Origin of the sequence: Dorea sp. AF36-15AT (assembly GCF_003477705.1) — a bacterium.
Classification (GTDB): Bacteria; Bacillota; Clostridia; order Lachnospirales; family Lachnospiraceae; genus Claveliimonas; species Claveliimonas ammoniilytica.
In genome coordinates this window covers 1-15,734 of sequence record NZ_QUDV01000017.1, presented here as the reverse complement: position 1 = coordinate 15,734, position 15,734 = coordinate 1, and the positions used below count along the sequence as shown (strand labels likewise).

15 protein-coding genes are annotated in these 15,734 nt (G+C 42.3%); 7 read left to right on the top strand and 8 right to left on the bottom strand.

The window, feature by feature from the left end; all coding sequences use genetic code 11:
- The 7 genes from DWZ93_RS14530 to DWZ93_RS14500 form a co-directional block, all read left to right on the top strand.
- A partial coding sequence (locus DWZ93_RS14530; protein WP_330421797.1) for a DUF1648 domain-containing protein occupies positions 1–408 on the top strand: 408 nt, incomplete at its 5' end.
- A gap of 61 nt (positions 409–469) precedes the next feature.
- Entirely contained in the window at positions 470–703 is a 234-nt protein-coding gene (locus tag DWZ93_RS14525; protein WP_117470884.1) for an LPXTG cell wall anchor domain-containing protein, read from the top strand.
- Positions 704–758: 55 nt separating this feature from the next.
- Positions 759–1,142, top strand: a complete 384-nt coding sequence (locus tag DWZ93_RS14520) for a hypothetical protein (protein WP_226850873.1) — start codon at positions 759–761, stop codon at positions 1,140–1,142.
- Positions 1,143–1,367: 225 nt separating this feature from the next.
- A complete protein-coding gene (locus DWZ93_RS14515; protein WP_005333533.1) occupies positions 1,368–2,042 on the top strand; it encodes a response regulator transcription factor in 675 nt (224 codons plus the stop codon).
- On the top strand, positions 2,015–3,268 hold the full coding sequence (locus DWZ93_RS14510) for a sensor histidine kinase (protein WP_005333534.1): 1,254 nt from the start codon (positions 2,015–2,017) through the stop codon (positions 3,266–3,268). Before DWZ93_RS14515 ends, DWZ93_RS14510 begins: the two co-directional genes overlap by 28 nt.
- Before the next feature lie 95 nt (positions 3,269–3,363).
- Positions 3,364–4,035, top strand: a complete 672-nt coding sequence (locus DWZ93_RS14505; protein WP_172676439.1) for an ABC transporter ATP-binding protein — start codon at positions 3,364–3,366, stop codon at positions 4,033–4,035.
- Positions 4,036–4,040: 5 nt separating this feature from the next.
- Positions 4,041–6,497, top strand: a complete 2,457-nt coding sequence (locus tag DWZ93_RS14500) for an ABC transporter permease (RefSeq protein ID WP_227338367.1) — start codon at positions 4,041–4,043, stop codon at positions 6,495–6,497.
- A 495-nt stretch (positions 6,498–6,992) separates the two neighbouring features.
- On the opposite strand, the gene DWZ93_RS14495 is transcribed toward DWZ93_RS14500, so the two are convergent.
- The 8 genes from DWZ93_RS14495 to DWZ93_RS14460 all read right to left on the bottom strand — a co-directional run bounded on the left by DWZ93_RS14495 (position 6,993) and on the right by DWZ93_RS14460 (position 15,365).
- Positions 6,993–7,919 (bottom strand): S1 RNA-binding domain-containing protein, encoded by a 927-nt coding sequence (locus tag DWZ93_RS14495; protein WP_005333538.1) that lies wholly within the window; start codon positions 7,917–7,919, stop codon positions 6,993–6,995.
- A 16-nt stretch (positions 7,920–7,935) separates the two neighbouring features.
- A complete protein-coding gene (locus DWZ93_RS14490; RefSeq protein WP_022415647.1) occupies positions 7,936–9,906 on the bottom strand; it encodes a VirD4-like conjugal transfer protein, CD1115 family in 1,971 nt (656 codons plus the stop codon).
- Positions 9,896–10,954 (bottom strand): hypothetical protein, encoded by a 1,059-nt coding sequence (locus DWZ93_RS14485; protein WP_226861986.1) that lies wholly within the window; start codon positions 10,952–10,954, stop codon positions 9,896–9,898. The genes DWZ93_RS14490 and DWZ93_RS14485 overlap by 11 nt, the downstream gene beginning before the upstream one ends.
- Positions 10,955–11,111: 157 nt before the next feature.
- A complete protein-coding gene (locus DWZ93_RS14480) occupies positions 11,112–11,813 on the bottom strand; it encodes a DUF6100 family protein (RefSeq protein WP_005333541.1) in 702 nt (233 codons plus the stop codon).
- Between the two features lie 6 nt (positions 11,814–11,819).
- Entirely contained in the window at positions 11,820–12,347 is a 528-nt protein-coding gene (locus DWZ93_RS14475; protein WP_118453410.1) for a DUF5697 family protein, read from the bottom strand.
- Positions 12,348–12,675: 328 nt separating this feature from the next.
- Positions 12,676–13,524 carry a MerR family transcriptional regulator gene (locus DWZ93_RS14470; protein ID WP_005333545.1) on the bottom strand — a complete coding sequence of 283 codons (849 nt, stop codon included), beginning with the start codon at positions 13,522–13,524 and terminating at the stop codon, positions 12,676–12,678.
- Positions 13,525–13,656: 132 nt separating this feature from the next.
- Complete coding sequence (locus DWZ93_RS14665; RefSeq protein WP_005333547.1) at positions 13,657–14,187, bottom strand: hypothetical protein; 531 nt, start codon at positions 14,185–14,187, stop codon at positions 13,657–13,659.
- Between the two features lie 2 nt (positions 14,188–14,189).
- Positions 14,190–15,365, bottom strand: coding sequence for a MarR family transcriptional regulator (locus DWZ93_RS14460; RefSeq protein WP_226981546.1), 1,176 nt, complete (start codon positions 15,363–15,365; stop codon positions 14,190–14,192).
- Positions 15,366–15,734: the final 369 nt, after the last annotated feature.

Genomic DNA, 15,734 nt, shown 5'->3' with positions numbered 1-15,734 from the left:
GAAAGCTGCGCCACAGCCTTGGCAGACCATCGCGCAGCGATTTTGTTCAACTTGAATTTAGCAGAAAGAAGGATTGTTATGAAATTTATCAATACTAGAAAATTCACATGGATAATTTGTATAATAGGATTTTTGCTTGCTCTTGTAAGTATATTTTTCTTACCGAGTATTATTCCAGTACATTTTGCAAATGGGATTGCGGATGATTATGGAAGAAAAATACAAATATTTTTATTTCCTATATTACAAGTGCTTATCACTTTTTTGACTGGACGAGAAAAAGTAAAATATTGCCTGACACATTCAAAAACTTTCTTAACGGACATTCAGTTTAATTGGATGATAGATGGTGTACTTTTATTGGTAATGTTTGCAGAAATATGGGTTATCTATGCTTCATTTGCATAGAAATACTTGCATAACAATTTACATTTGATTGAGCAGATAAAAATGATTTGAGGTGGTAGCAATGAAAAAGCGATTGGGAATCATAGCCGGAATTTTAGGAATTGTATTGGCAGTCATTGGCATTGTACTGAAGCAGAAAGAAAACACAGCCGTTTCTGTTATTGGTGGTGCGGATGGCCCGACTTCTATTTTCATAGCAGGGAAGTTAAATGTTGATAATTTTATTTTTATGATTGTAGTTGGAATTATTTTATTGATTTTGGCAGGAGTTATTTTTTACAAACGTAAGCATTAAGTTACAGTTTTTTAGACTGTGTATGGCGGAAGAACCGGGAAAGTGTAGATATATCATGGGGATTTTGGAAAAAAATAAAAAAAGTAAGGGTACAGCGTTTGTCTATGATGAGAATAATGATTACTATAAGATGGAAATAAACGGGATTGAATTTGTCTGTGACAGTATACATTCCGATTATGAGAAGCATGCAGTTGAACTGGCACAGGCGTATGAGAAAAGGCTGCCGGATATCGTGGATTATCTTATGCCGGATATAAAGGAGATGTTTGGAATTACAAATCCAGATGTAATAGCAAACTCACTAGGAAAGCCGAGTATAGATTTGGATAGAGGAACACTGACTTATCTGGAGCACACAATGGACAGCCTACATATTATTGAAATGGAATTTGACGGTATCTTCACGGCATTCTATAACTCCTGTATTGATGGATAGGACTTTAGTAACATAGAGCTGCAGTTGTCTACAGCTTTTATCCAGACTTCGGATGTTACAGAGAAGCAATCAGAAATGGATTGATCGATTTCTGAAGCAGTATCCGGTGAAATCCTTGAACATATGAAGGAAAAGTATGTATGTTAATTTTATTTTTATTGTAGACAAAAGATAGGACTGATATGATAAAAGAACAGGTTATTACAAATAGAGGTGGAGTATTTGATGCAGAAAATATTATTACTGGAGGATGACTTGAATCTAAATCGGGGAATTGCCCTGTTACTTTCACGGGAAGGGTATGAGGTTCGTCAGGTTTATACAATAAAGGAAGCAAAAGAAGCATTTCAAAAAGGAGATTATGCTCTTGTTATCAGCGATATTACATTGCCGGATGGTACAGGACTGGATTTTGGAAGGATGGTACGTGCAGGTGGAGATACATATCTTATCTATCTTACGGCTTTGGATCAGGAAATAGATATTGTAAATGGTTATGATACAGGGGCAGATGATTATATTACCAAACCATTTTCACTGATGGCTTTGGTGTCGAAGGTGAACGCATTGATGAGACGGCTTTCTAAGGTACAGGCACAGATTATGTCTTCCGGAGAGATTACGGTGCATATGAAAACGATGCAGGTGTATAAAGGGGATGAACCAGTTACTTTAAGTAAGAAAGAATTCTCTCTGTTGCTGTATCTCTGGGAGAATGCAGGACAGATTGTTTCAAAAGAAAGTATCCTGGAGCATGTATGGGATATAGACGGTCAATTTGTCGATGATAATACGGTTACTGTCAATATAAGCAGACTGAAGAATAAACTTGGAACAGAAGAGATAGCGAATGTGAGAGGACTGGGATATATATGGACCGGAAAGGTAAACAAAAATTAAAACGGTATTTTATCGTATATGTAATCTTTGCAGTATTTTTTACAGTAGGAATGTATCTGATAACAAAGTATGAGGAAAATGCGAAAGCAACGCAGATAGCACTGCTCCTTGCAGAACATCCTGAACTGGAAGGGGAAATAGTTGCAATCTGGGAAAAGTCAGGAACAGTAGATTTTATAAGAGACCGGGACGATCAGAAGATAGAAAGAGTCGTACAGATGCTGGAAGAAACTTATGGTTATCACTCAGGGAGTGGATCTTCAGATGTGGTTATAAGGATTATCTGGGGAATTGGATTACTAGTGGGAGTCATAGTATGTAGCCTGTTCTTGTACCTGGACCGAAGAAAAAACTGGAGCAGATACGGTGATGAGGAACAATTACAGCAATTATATGAATGTCTGCAGGAATTCAGAAAAGGAAAATTCCAAACATATCCTGAAGAAACATCAGAATCGGAACAATGGTTAAAGGTGTGGGAATCTGTAAAGGAGCTGGGGCAATATTTCGAAGATTTGAAGGAACGTCTGGAGCAGGAAGAAAATGGTACGAAGAGTCTGATTACAGATATTTCCCATCAGTTGAAGACTCCGCTTGCATCACTCCGGATGAGTCATGAGCTGGTGGCAGAAAATCGGGTTACAGGAGAAGAACAGAGGGAGTTTCTGGAGCAGGAATCACAGGAACTTACCAAACTGGAACAGCTCTTGAATGAACTGGTAAATCTTTCAAGGCTGGAAACACATATGATCCAGATACATTCGCTTCATGAAAGCCTGAAGAAAACGCTAACAGAGGCTGTCAGTCAGATTTATATGAAGGCAAGAGGAAAAGATATTTCCATTCAGGTGGAGATGGATGATGATATAGTTGTGAACCATGATTCAAAATGGACGGTAGAAGCATTAACGAATATCCTTGAGAATGCAGTCAAATATTCACCGGAACATACAACGATTACAGTGAGGACGCAGGAGCTAGCAAGCAATGTGCTTATTGAAGTAGAAGATGAAGGAATGGGCATTCCTGCGGAGGAACTGCATAAGATCTATCAGAGATTTTACCGGGGAAGGAAAGCAAAGGAACAGGTAAAAGACGGAGCGGGTGTCGGTCTGTATCTTGCCAGAAAGATCATAGAAGAACAGGGGGGGACAATAGCAGCCAAAAGAAAGGCTGAGAAAGGTATGATATTTAAAGTGACACTGCCGCTCATAATAGGAGAATAGTCGGAACCCTTACAAAACTGTTATGGTTGTTGTAAGGGTTTTGTAATGCAGGAATGTTATAGTAGGGGTATGAAATGGAAAGGGGACTTGAAGATATGAGTAGTATTTTAAAAGTAGAAGATCTAGTAAAGTATTATGGAGAAGGCGAGAATCAGGTGAGAGCCGTGGATCATACAAGTTTACAGATAGAGAGAGGCAAGTTTACAGCTATCGTAGGACGTTCCGGCTCCGGAAAATCTACACTTCTGCATCTGATTGGAGGGCTTGACAGACCGGATTCCGGCAAAGTATGGATTGATGGAACCGATATCTATTCTCGAAAAGATGATAAACTGGCACAGTTTCGAAGAAAGAAGATAGGATTTATCTTTCAGGATTTTAATCTGATTCCATCGCTGAATGTGTGGGAGAATATCGTTCTTCCGCTGGGACTTGATAATCGCAAGGTAAAGCCGCGGGAAGTGGAAGATATTCTCAAAAAAATCGGACTGCAGGATAAGAAAGATGCGATGCCGTCTGCTTTGTCTGGTGGACAGAAACAGAGAACTGCGATAGCCAGGGCATTGGTGACAAGACCGGCGATAATTTTGGCGGATGAGCCGACGGGAAACCTTGATTCCCAGACTGAGCTAGAGGTTATGAGCCTATTGAAAAGCTGCGTGTCGGATTTCGGGCAGACGCTTATCATGATTACCCATGATGAAACGATTGCCCAGATGGCGGATGAAATGATTATCATTGAAGATGGCAAGGCGGTGAGAAGATAATGAAGATGACGACCAGAGTTGCATATTGCAATATGCGGCATTATAAGAGCAAAAACATACTGATTGGAATTGCCATTATCCTGACAACATTACTGCTGTTCGTAATCCCATCAATCGGAAAAGATATGGTGGAAGTGAACTTTGCGGTAATCAATAAGATTTATCCAACATGGCATGCCCTTTATCGGAACGTGGACGAGAGTACAGTTATGAAACTGGCGGCACATCATGATGTGAAAACTTACGGACTCCGCAGCGATGCGGGGTACATGAATCTGGAAGATGCGACGGTTTCCATGATGTATATGGACAGAACAGGGATGGAACTTTATAAAGTGAAGCTGAAAGAGGGGCAACTTCCGCAGAAAGAAAATGATATTGTGGTTTCAAAAGGAATACTGGAAGCATTAGGACAGAATGGGAAAATCGGTGACACTATCACAGTACCTTATCAGATTCTGAAAGATGACGGACTGGATTATACGAAGGAGAAAGACTTTCGAATCTGTGGTTTTTTAGCAGATAATGAGAGCAGCAAAGAACAAAAACAATATACATCATTGGTTTCAGAGGCCTTTCTGAAAGCGGAGATACCGGTAGAACAGGTGAAATATCGGTTTTTACTTCAGGTGAATGGACAGAAAGGAAATACGACTGCAGATTATACAGAGACGATACAGAATATTGCCAGACAGTTCGGGATTTCCGAGGATGACATGAATATTAATAAAGAGTATCTTGCAGCAAATTATGTGGATCCGGCTACAATTCCGGTGATTGTAGGAATCATGCTTATTGTTGTATTGGCGGGCATTATCACAATTTATAGTGTTTATTATGTATCTATGAACCAGAGGGTTCGGGAATTTGGAAAGTTAAAGGCAATCGGGGCTACGAAACGGCAGCTTAGACAAATCGTACTAAGAGAGGGAATGGGAGTGGCGTTGTTTGCCATTCCGATAGGACTTTTGATCGGAACAGTTGCTGTGAAAGTTGTACTTCTCCAGTTTGTAGAACATGCAAAGGATTCAAACGTACTTATAACAGAGGCATACAAGGTTGTAGCTAAAGGAGAAGTCCAACTTTATTATTGGTGGATTTATCTGTTGGCAATTGCAGTGACTCTGTGTACAGTGTATCTGTCACTGATGAAGCCTATGCGTATGGCGGCGAAGGTATCAGAAATAGAAGCTATGCGTTACCAGGGAGGCAGTAAGCGACAGAAAAGCAGCAGGAAGGGATATCAATTTCTGAATATCGGACGACTGACCAAGAGAAATCTTGCAGAGAATAAAAAGAAGAGTACTATCACGATTGTATCTATGGCCGTTACCGGAATATTTGTCATGATGGTAGCAACGGTGCTGTCTTGTGCAAATCCGATGGAAAGTGCAAAGAGTTCGATTGTGGGGCAATATGAGATTTCTCCAATTGTGGAATCCGGGAATAAAGAGCATCCTGAATATGAATGGGCGGAGGTTCAAAAGAATAATCCATTAAATGAAGGACTAAAGCAGCAGATAGAGGAGCTTGACGGTGTTGAGCGGGTAGATGTGTTTACCGCGTTGAAGGTATCAGGAGGACCTTTTGAAGAAAAAATTGGAACCGAATTTATCAATGGAGTGCCGGAAGAATACGCAGAAGAGCTGAAAAAAGGAATCACTGAAGGCAATGTCACATACGAGGAATTGAAATCCGGGGATAAAGTGATTCTGGACCGCGCGCTACTTCACTGGTATCCAGATATTAAAGTGGGAGATAAGCTGAAACTCAATATTCATGATGGAGATAATACCTTTCAAAAAGAGATTGAAGTGGCAGCAATTGGTGAATATGGAACAGGTCTGACAAACTATAACTGTCTTATCATGGCAAAAGAAGGGGCAGAGAAACTTACCATAAATAATTCTTCCAGCTATTTTCAGGTGATTGCAGATAAGGATTATGATGAGGCACTGGAAGCATCTCTACAGGCTATTGTGGATGGATCAGGCAGACTGCAGATGCGTACCTGGAAGAATGAGTACGATACATGGGAAAATGCCATACAGATGACTAGAGGTGCATGTTATGCATTTATCATCATTCTGGCAGCAATCAGCATTATGAACTTGATTAACACAATGATCAATAGTGTCCATGTGCGAAAAAAGGAGCTTGGCATGATGCAGGCAATCGGAATGTCGGACCGTCAGTTGATGAAGATGCTCCAGTTGGAAGGTATATTCTATACAGTAGGCACTCTTATTATCAGTATCGGAGTGGGAAGTCTTGCAGGATATCCGTTGTTTTTATATGCAAAGCGTACAGGAATGTTTGATATCAGCACATACCATTATCCGGTAACAGCAGCTATTATTATAATTTTAACATTGTTTGTGATACAGATGTTATTGGCAATATTCATTGCAAAGTCAGTAAGGAAAGATTCATTGATAGAGAGAATTCGTTTCAGTGAGTAAGAATATAAATTTCTGATGTTTAATGCAGATACTAATCAATGTCATAATAAAAAGGGGGACTTGATTTCTCAAATCCCCCAGTGTATAATGAACTCAAGAAAGGTATTCAGATGCAAAATCTGATGCCCTCAGTTAAATTTTATATTCTATGTATAAGTCATAGCATCCAAAACTTTCCTAGGGTCGTGGATGCTATTTCTTATTATGTCGATCTATATAAGTCAAAGCCGCAAAAATTACCAATAGTAAAGTCAATACTTCCATTGTATTCATGGGCATCACCCTCCTTGGATACTAGAGGGCAAAATCGAAATGCATCCGTCTTTCCGGTTCAGTAATACCGAATCAGTATAACACGTTACCGTTTTCAGTACAATAAGGTAATGGTCTGAAAAATACTTTATTCTGTCACCTTATGTAGCTGTATCGTGAGTATTTGCTGGACTAATTGGTGCTGTATATGAAAAAAAGCTATTTAAAAATAAGGTGGAAGCCTTATATGGTCTGCTTGATGATGCGGGTGATGATGCCGAGGGCAACATTACGCTCTTCATCAATATGCGTCACCACAAAGGATACCTGATCCTTTTTCCCGACTGTCCGGCTGTCATAGCAGGAGTGGGCAATGGCATTGACACCGATGGAGAGCCGGACAAAGACGGTGCCTTTATGGATGTCTTCCACAGTTCCGGCGTATTTTCCCTGAATCTTACATTTTTTCATGTTTTCCTTGCTGGTGTTGCCTTCCACACTTTTGACATCTGCGTGGACAATGACCTGCTCCGGTGAGTCTGCCCGCACATCCAGGATGCGTACCAGGATGTGATCGCCTACCTGGAAGCGTTCTCTGGCATCACCCATCCAGTCGAAGGACAGGTCTCTGGCAAGAATGGAGGTTTCCACACCGAAAATTTCTGCCCGGACTACCTTTTCCGCAACAGCAATGACTCTTGCCTGCACGATACGGTCTTCATAAACTTTCGGCATTCCGGAAGCATCTTTATCCAGATAGAAGATCTGGCGTTTCTTCAGCATCGCTTCTTTCCGGCTGGCGACAATGCTGCGTGTCTTCGGATCTAATCCCTTAATCAGAAAATCAATCTCACATCCAAGCATATTGTTGAGGATTTTGTTCTGCCGCAGAGCAAGCTCCCCATAATCGTGTGCTTCATCCTGCATGAGATGGATCATCATCTCAGTTACTGGGATGACAGTACGGAAATCCTTGTAGTAAACCACGGCAATGAGGCTGCCGTTTTCTGTTTTCTCGATACCGCCAAGCATTCCGGTTAAGATCCGGCGGGTACGGTAGGCATTCTGGATCTCATGCCAGGTAAGGTCTGAAATGGACTGGGCTGTTTCCAGCTTCGCATCGGAATCCAGAGTTAAAATAGGTGTGTTGGTTGTTTCGTTTGGCATCATAGTGTCTCCTTTCAAATTATGACATGATAGAATCTTTATCTAAAGGAACCATGTCTGTGTGATCCGAATAGTTATCTGCTGAGAAGTCATCCGGGAAATCGTGATAGCCAGGTTCCTGATAAACGCTTTGCTGGTCAAAGTGCGGTTCAGCTTTTTTCTTTTTCTGCTTTCCATAAGAAGCGGTTTTTTTCGGGTGGGAAGCAGGAATAGTTGGAGTGTACGTATATTCTTCACTACATGCTCCTTTTCTCCATTCCGGAATATGTTCGGAAGCCTTCCGGGGAATGAGTTTTTGGGCATCCGGGTGCAGGGTGTAATCGTATTTTTCTACCTGCAGTACCTTCTGACCACGCAGGATAATCAGTGCAGTATCCAGCGGGAGCCGCAGGATCTCATCCGGAGTTAAGAGCTTTCGTTTCCCGATGGATCTGGTCTGGCGGTATTCCGGTGTATAATCGGATACCCTCCAGCTATTTAATTGTTTGGCTTCGCTGCTGACACCAACGGTCACATCACCGGAGCGGTTAGAGATAAATGTAGCAGTTACCTCATCCGTACAGCCTAAAAATAGCTGAGTGTCGCAGTTCCCGATGATTTCCTGCCATTGGTTTAAGGGATACCGGTTCTGCATCTGAGGCAGGTTTTGGAAAATGCAGGAAATACTGAGGTTTCGACTTCGGATCACGGAAATCTTTTTGTTGAGCGATAGGATTGCTCCCGTATTCGCCAGCTCATCAGCCAGGATATGTACCGGAACCGGCAGTTTTCCATCTTCCCCATAGGTGTCTGCATAACGGACCAGTTTGATAAATACGAAGGTCATAAACAGGGAAGAAAGAAAATCAAAAGTGCTGTCTTGATCCGAAGTGATGCAGAAGTATGCACATTTTTCTTTTCCCGGCAGCGTCAGGTTGATCTCATCATAGGAAGTGATCTGGCGGATCAGCTTGTTCTGGAATACCTGAAGTCTGGAACCGAGTCCGATGATGACGCCGGAACGTACCGTGTCACTTGCCTGCTTATAGATGCAGTAGGGGACTTTTGCCGGATGGGAGACCGGAAGCAGGTCAAAGAGGCTGTTCAGTTCTTTTTCCGAACTCATGGTCAGGAGTTTGTATACCTGTCCGATATTCTTTGCCTCCGGTGGGAATCCCTGATCCACATAGAGAATCAGAGCTTTTAATAAGTTCATCTCGGCATTGTCCCAGAAGTGATCGCCTTTGGCAGAACCGGTATTCTGGATGATGACATCAGCAAATACCTGTGCCATGGTTTCCTGTCCGCCAATTTCACCCAGACAATTCCAACTATCCGAGTTTTCCGGGTTTACAAGATTAAAGGATTTCACGATATATCCGGCATTCTCAAGGTAAGTGGCTGTACTTTCGTACAATTCCGATTTTGGATCGGTGATGATGAGGCTTTCCCCGCGGGCAACACACTGGAAGATCATGTTGCGTGCAAAGGCCCGGCTTTTCATGGAACCGCTGGCACCGTAAACGGCAATATTCCGGTTCATGCGGGTATCCTTCGGGAGACAAACGGCTTTTCCGTTCAGTTTTCCAAGAATGGTTCCCTTGTGTTTCTTGACATCATTCGTAAGCTCCAGTACCTGATGCATTTCCTCCAAAGTCATAAAACCGGAAGTCCCATAGGTTCCCTTTGTGGAATAATTCAGGTTCCGGCCCCGGTCTGTTATTTCCCCGTTTCGGTCAAATCCCATACGCATGAGAAGGAAGGTCAGGAGTCCAAAAGCTGCCAGACATAGAAAAATCCCATACAGATTGTACGGGAAAGCAGTCAGGGCATCCAGACAGGCGAGCGGGTGCGGGGAGGGGATCTGCGGGGCAGTTCCGTTTCCGGCAAAATTGCCGGCAGATTCCCAGGTCTGATAGTTGCGGATAAATTGAGCAACATAGCCTCCTGCATAGAGGGTGCAGAAGGTGATCGGAAGCATATAAATGAGCTTCCACCATTTACGGTTCATGTAAAAACCCCCTTTTGAATTTGCAAAGGTCAATACTGGAGAAATGGATTGTGGCAGTTAAGTATTTTTTCAGGACCGGAATCTGAAAATCGAAACAGATCAGGTTCCCGGATCTGCCGTATACATTTAAGCCGGTATTGAACCGGTTGATTCGCTGCATGTCAAAATCATAAGCAAGAAGGATGGGGTTCCCGGAAGCATCCGTGGCATCATGTTCCAGTGGAATTGAATCGCTGCGGCAGCCCAGATCGGACAGCAGGAGGTTGTCCAGCTTTTCCATGATCTCAGGGTGAACCAGCAGTTTTAAAAGCACTTCCCCTTCCGGAGTATTGGGAAGGTAATGGAAATGCTCGAAGGAGGTGTCCAGCATAAACAGGCTCTTTTTGTAGCCTCCGGTACTGGTAAACAGCCGGAAAGCCATTTCCATGTCGGTTCCGGTCATGATTGCCCGGATCTGTGGATGTCCGTTGTAAGGGTAGCCTTGCAGGTAATGCTGCAGGAAGGCGTTTAAGCGGACTTCCGTTCGATATTCCCATTTCAGGACTCCGTTTCCCGTGTTATAAAGGACATAGACACATTGCGGTGCCATCAGGATGCCCATGCTGCGGGAGTTCCTAATCTTCGTGGTCTCCGGGCCCAATTCCTTAATTTCTCTGGAAGCGTAAAAAAGAGGAAGGCTTCGCATACCGATGGAACCAGCTTCGCGGTGATTACAGAAGATGTCAGGTTTTACATCCGGATAAAAGGGAATCCCGGCATGAAGGAGTGTCAGATACGTTTCGGCTTTCTGATGTAAGCGGATACGTCGGGATACTTCACTTCGGATGAGGTTCGTCTCGGTATTGCCGGTCAGATAGCACTGGAAGCGTAGCGGCGAGACAGATAACAGCATCTCTTTCGCAGCTTTTGTAAGACGGTAGCCTCTGAGAGCATCCCGGTAGTGGGTACGGATGAGGTGTTCCGCCTTCAAATCCGTAATGAGTTTTTCCGCATAGGAGGCACTTGGGATGAGTCTGTTTAGCTGGTCTGCGGGAAATTCCCCGCACATCCCTATCATTTCCAGTAAGCGGTATTTCGTAGTGTCAGGTCTTATCAAATAAGCATCACCTCAATTCAGTTCTTACCCATGCAAGCCTATACTTGGGTAAATCTCCGGTGGTTTGGAGATAAAAAAAGCAAGAAAACAAAGTTCCCTGCGGTGGTTCTTACCGATGTCGGATTTCTGCCTGAGAAGTCAGGAGATTTTCCGACATGCTTTCGTGATGATTTTTCTGGTTCTGCAGCCATTTCGGAAAGTCAGCTTTTTCCATAACCGATACCAGTGTACAGTCCTTTAAGCCAAGCTGTGTCGTGTAGTAGGAATCACAGAAAAAGCCGCTGTCATCTGTCAGAACATAAGTACAAAGTGTATCCAGAATCTGTTTAAACTCCAGATTGTCATAATCCCGGATACGTCTTTGAGGAAGTTCCCTGTCATATATTTGACTGAAACATATCACGCAGTCACGATAGAGGGGCAGGGCATTTTGTTTTACATACTCCCGAAGCATATAATTAAGCGGTTCATGGAGAAATGCAGTGTTTGTGTGGACTCTTCGTTTCGGAAGCAGTCCGGGAAGCGTAATGGTGAGAATCCCCTGCTGTTCTGCAATCCGCATTCCCTGTGCATCTGCCGCTTTGGGAAGATAAGCTGCTTGATTTGGGGAGAGAGCCGGACAGACAAGGTTACGCATCTGGCAGGCAATCCGCTCCGCCCGAAGAGCAGCACTGACGCTCAGTTCCTCAAAATTTTTATCATAATTCTGGATATCAGTGACCTTCAGAGCGTAAACGGTATTCGTCAGTTTTTGCAGCTCCCCTTCCAGTTTTTCAAGCCGCTGGTAAATGGTTGGTGTATTTTGCGTCATAATAACCTACTTTCTCATGTAGTAACTGACAGCACCGGATTCATTTACAAGGCAGTAAGCGGCTACATCATCAATGGTGATTTTGGCAGCCTGGCTTTCGGATTCTAAGACAATCAGGCGTTTGGAACCATGTGATGGGATACTTTCCATCACATGATTGATCAGAGCCTCCTGTTCTTCACCGATATAGATGATTTCGTATTGTTCATCTTGCGAAAAGAAATTGAGCTTGATTGGAAATTCGCCACTGGTGTGGTATACAACACCTTTCTTAAAATCCAGCAGTACCCAGAAGCATGTAATTATAGCATAGTCAGGATTCTCAGCAGACTGCTGGCTGTCACAAAGAAGGTCATGCTCTTTATCGTAAATGATGCGCCCTTGTTTGATGAGGCTGGTAATCAATGACTTGATAGACTGCTCATGCCGGGAGAAAAGTTGTAAAACCTGGTCATACTTCAGAGTATGGTAAGTGGTAATGAACCGTAAGAGCTTGGCTCCCTCTCCTTGATAGATTTCGTTCCTTGTTTTCATGATTGACTCCCTTCTATATATAATAGGAAACTTTATACGTATGGCTGTACGTACAGAATACGTTTGGTATTGTAAGTATAGTGTACGTACAAAGTACATAGAACCTGCTGTCAGCGATTGAATTTACAGGTACAAAAAAAGCACCATCTATGGGTGCTGGAAATAAGGAAAACTATAAGCAATACCTATTGTAGCATGGGTAATTTTACGCTTCAATCGCAGAAGCAGGTCATTTCTGTGCCATTTTCACTGGTTGGCATAAAAAAAGCAGGAAACCATTTTGATTCCCTGCATGGTGTATTGTTGTGCTTTTGTGTAGTTCTAATGATTACTTGTCTTTATAAAATGCTTCGAAAGCTTGTGCGAAGAATTCGGCTGTACCATTGCCGTATTTTTCATCTATCATAGGTTTGATTTTTTCATTACGGTAATATTGAGCCTGTGCAACCATCAGACCGTGTTCTTTCTTTATCTGTGAAAGTTGTTTCATAAGAAAACCGTATTCGGAAACAAGTTCTCTTACTTCAGAAGAATCTGGTGAACATACTTTTTTAGCTGCTAATTTGTATAAAAGATTGTCAAATTGTTGGTTGTAACTTTCTGCAGCCTCTTTGCTAATAGGATTGTTGGCAACAGACAGGAATTGCTCTTTTCCTCCATACCACTCAACAACTTTAGCATAGCCTTTCTGCATTTCTTCTGATGAAACTGTCTTAATATAATGCTTTTTCCATTCTTCAATGCTTCCAAACTCTTTTACAGCAAGTTCTTTCATATTGTCAGGCATATGTTCAAACATAGTTTGGAACATTTCTTCAACTTCCGTTTTACTAAAAATCGCAAAATCCATTTTATTCTCTCCTTTCAGGATATCATCAATGCTGGCAATCAGATGTTCCATACGTTCTTTCTTTGCTACCAACATTTTTCTCTGCATTTGCAAGATCTGGTTCCTTTCAAGAGCAGGATTCTCCAGAACAGCTTTGATTTCTTTCAAAGGAATGTCAAACTCACGGAAAAACAGAATCTGCTGTAATATTTCCAATGCCCTATCGTCATAAAGCCGGTATCCCGCATCACTTTTTTGTGTTGGTTTTAAAAGCCCGATTTCATCGTAATAGTGAAGCGTGCGAACGCTGATACCTGTAAGTTCTGATATTTCTTTGACTGTCCTCATAGTTGCTGACCTCCTGTTCCTGATAAGATAACTGTACGCTATGACGTTCCGTGAGAGTCAATATATATTTTGCATTTTTTAGTATAACATTTTTATGATATTACGAAAAGCCGAGGAGATAGGCGATATGTATTACTCTGGAAAGAACTTGTTGAGCGTATCCAATGTCTCTTTTGCAGTAAATCCCCAAAGGATGGTACTGAGTGCTTCAATCGCAGCCCTGCGTTTCCGGTAATAGGTGCGGTAGGAAATATTGGTGATGTGGTGAGCCAGCTTATCCAATATCTCATCTGTATTTTTCATTTCCTGTGGAGAGAGAAAAGCGTAGTAGAGAATCCAGTAATACTGTTCCCCATGCTTGTGATTGTTCCGGAGGAGATCGATGGATGATTCCAAAAGCTTCAGCATCTGGTTGCTTCTGGCAATACTTTTTGCCCGTTGTTCGATGTCGCTTCCGGTAAGATCAGCCCCGGCAGCATAGATGGAGTCCAGAAATTTGTCGATGTCATTGTCGTATTGGAGCTTAAACTGGTGCTCCATCTGGTGTACGACTACCTTCAGGCTGTAGGTTGCATCCCGGTATCTGCGTAAAAACTGATAGGTGTCGTGAAAACGTGGATCTTCTTCGGGTGAAGGAAATCCCTGTGTATTGCGGTTTGCCATGTCTATTCCCCCCCTTTCAGTGCAGAAGGCTCTGCCACGGCAGGCATCTTTTGGGCAGACTCATCCCCTGGACTTACGGACAACTCAAACCGATAAGCGGCATTTCCGTAGGGACAGATAATATTTAGAGTAAATGTATTAAATATATCTTTGCAGGCTGATAATGGAGATAATATATAGCGGGTTTTGGAGCAGTGGCAACATGGAATCCCTTGTGAATCCAATAGTTCTGCGACTTTTTGCACGATAAATTTCATGTGTGAATCTGGAACGCAGGAATCATTTTTTGTAACGGTGATTTGTGAGTCTGTGACAGTTTCTGAAACGCTAACAGAAGCAGAATCCTCAATAGTGATTTCTTCAGGTACATGGATTGGTAATTGCATCTTCATAGCGATCTCCTCCTTGTCAATCATAACGTCGCTGATATTAAACATCACGGACAGGTAATTGTTGAGATAAATTACGCTTCCGTGTTTTCCTGTAAATGAGATAAGTGTAATGTATTCTTTTTCCTCCAGTTTCTTCAAGAGTCGTGATACCGATGCCTTTGACAGACTCCACCTTTCACCCAGTTCATTAAAGCTGGTAAGGGGATTTCCGGTATTATCCCGGTAATAGACAATGGGACCGGAATCAGATCCCAGGACAGAGGAATCGTTGTAAACTGCATGAATCCACAGATCCAGAATAACATCCATTTCCGAGCATTTTCCAATGCCAATTAGTTCGTGAACTTTGGCAATCGGGAAAAAGAAAAACCCTGTATCTTTTTTACAGGGATAGTTGTATTCCAATACGGTATTGTCTTTGGACCAGTCTGATATTTTGAATTTGACCAGGCGGTTTTTGCCGAGAAGAGAGTAGGTAATGTAATTCTGCTCTTCAAAAAATCGAAGGATGGACAACGCTTGATGTTGGAAACGGCAGCGAAACCATTCCTGAAGATCTGTGACTGTGCAGATCCACTCTCCTGGACCAATGGTATAGGTAATGTGTTCCATCCGGCGGTAGGATGTGCGGTAATTTGCATAGGAGCATAATACCAGATAATAAAAAAGAAAAGAGCCCCCGGTAGTTCGGATGCTCTTGGTAGTGATTAAAGTTTGTATGAAGTCACGGTAAATGCGACAGCGTGGAAATTCCACGATTTGTTTGAGTTCTAATTTGTAATTCATGGTGATCTTCCTTTCAAAGTATATTTAATTGTAATCGGACTTTTCATAGTGTTGGTATCAAGAAGAAGCCGATGGAAGTATAGCAAGTAGTCGTGTCACTCATTGCATTTTTATTGCATTTTTAAAATTTAGATTATGTGGCTATGTTGCTCTTAACTGGTTAAAAAGCCTTTAAAATCGTCTATATGCGTTAATACTCCGTACTGTCTGTCTGGAGTTTGAATAGTTGGAGCTAAGCTGTAAAGCCTTTGTTTACAAGGGTTTTACAGCTTTTCCTTTATAGGATTGCATTTTCATTGCATTATTTTTCTAAAATGTACCCTATAGATTGGACAGTTTGAGTTTTTAAAACCCTTACCATTAGACAGT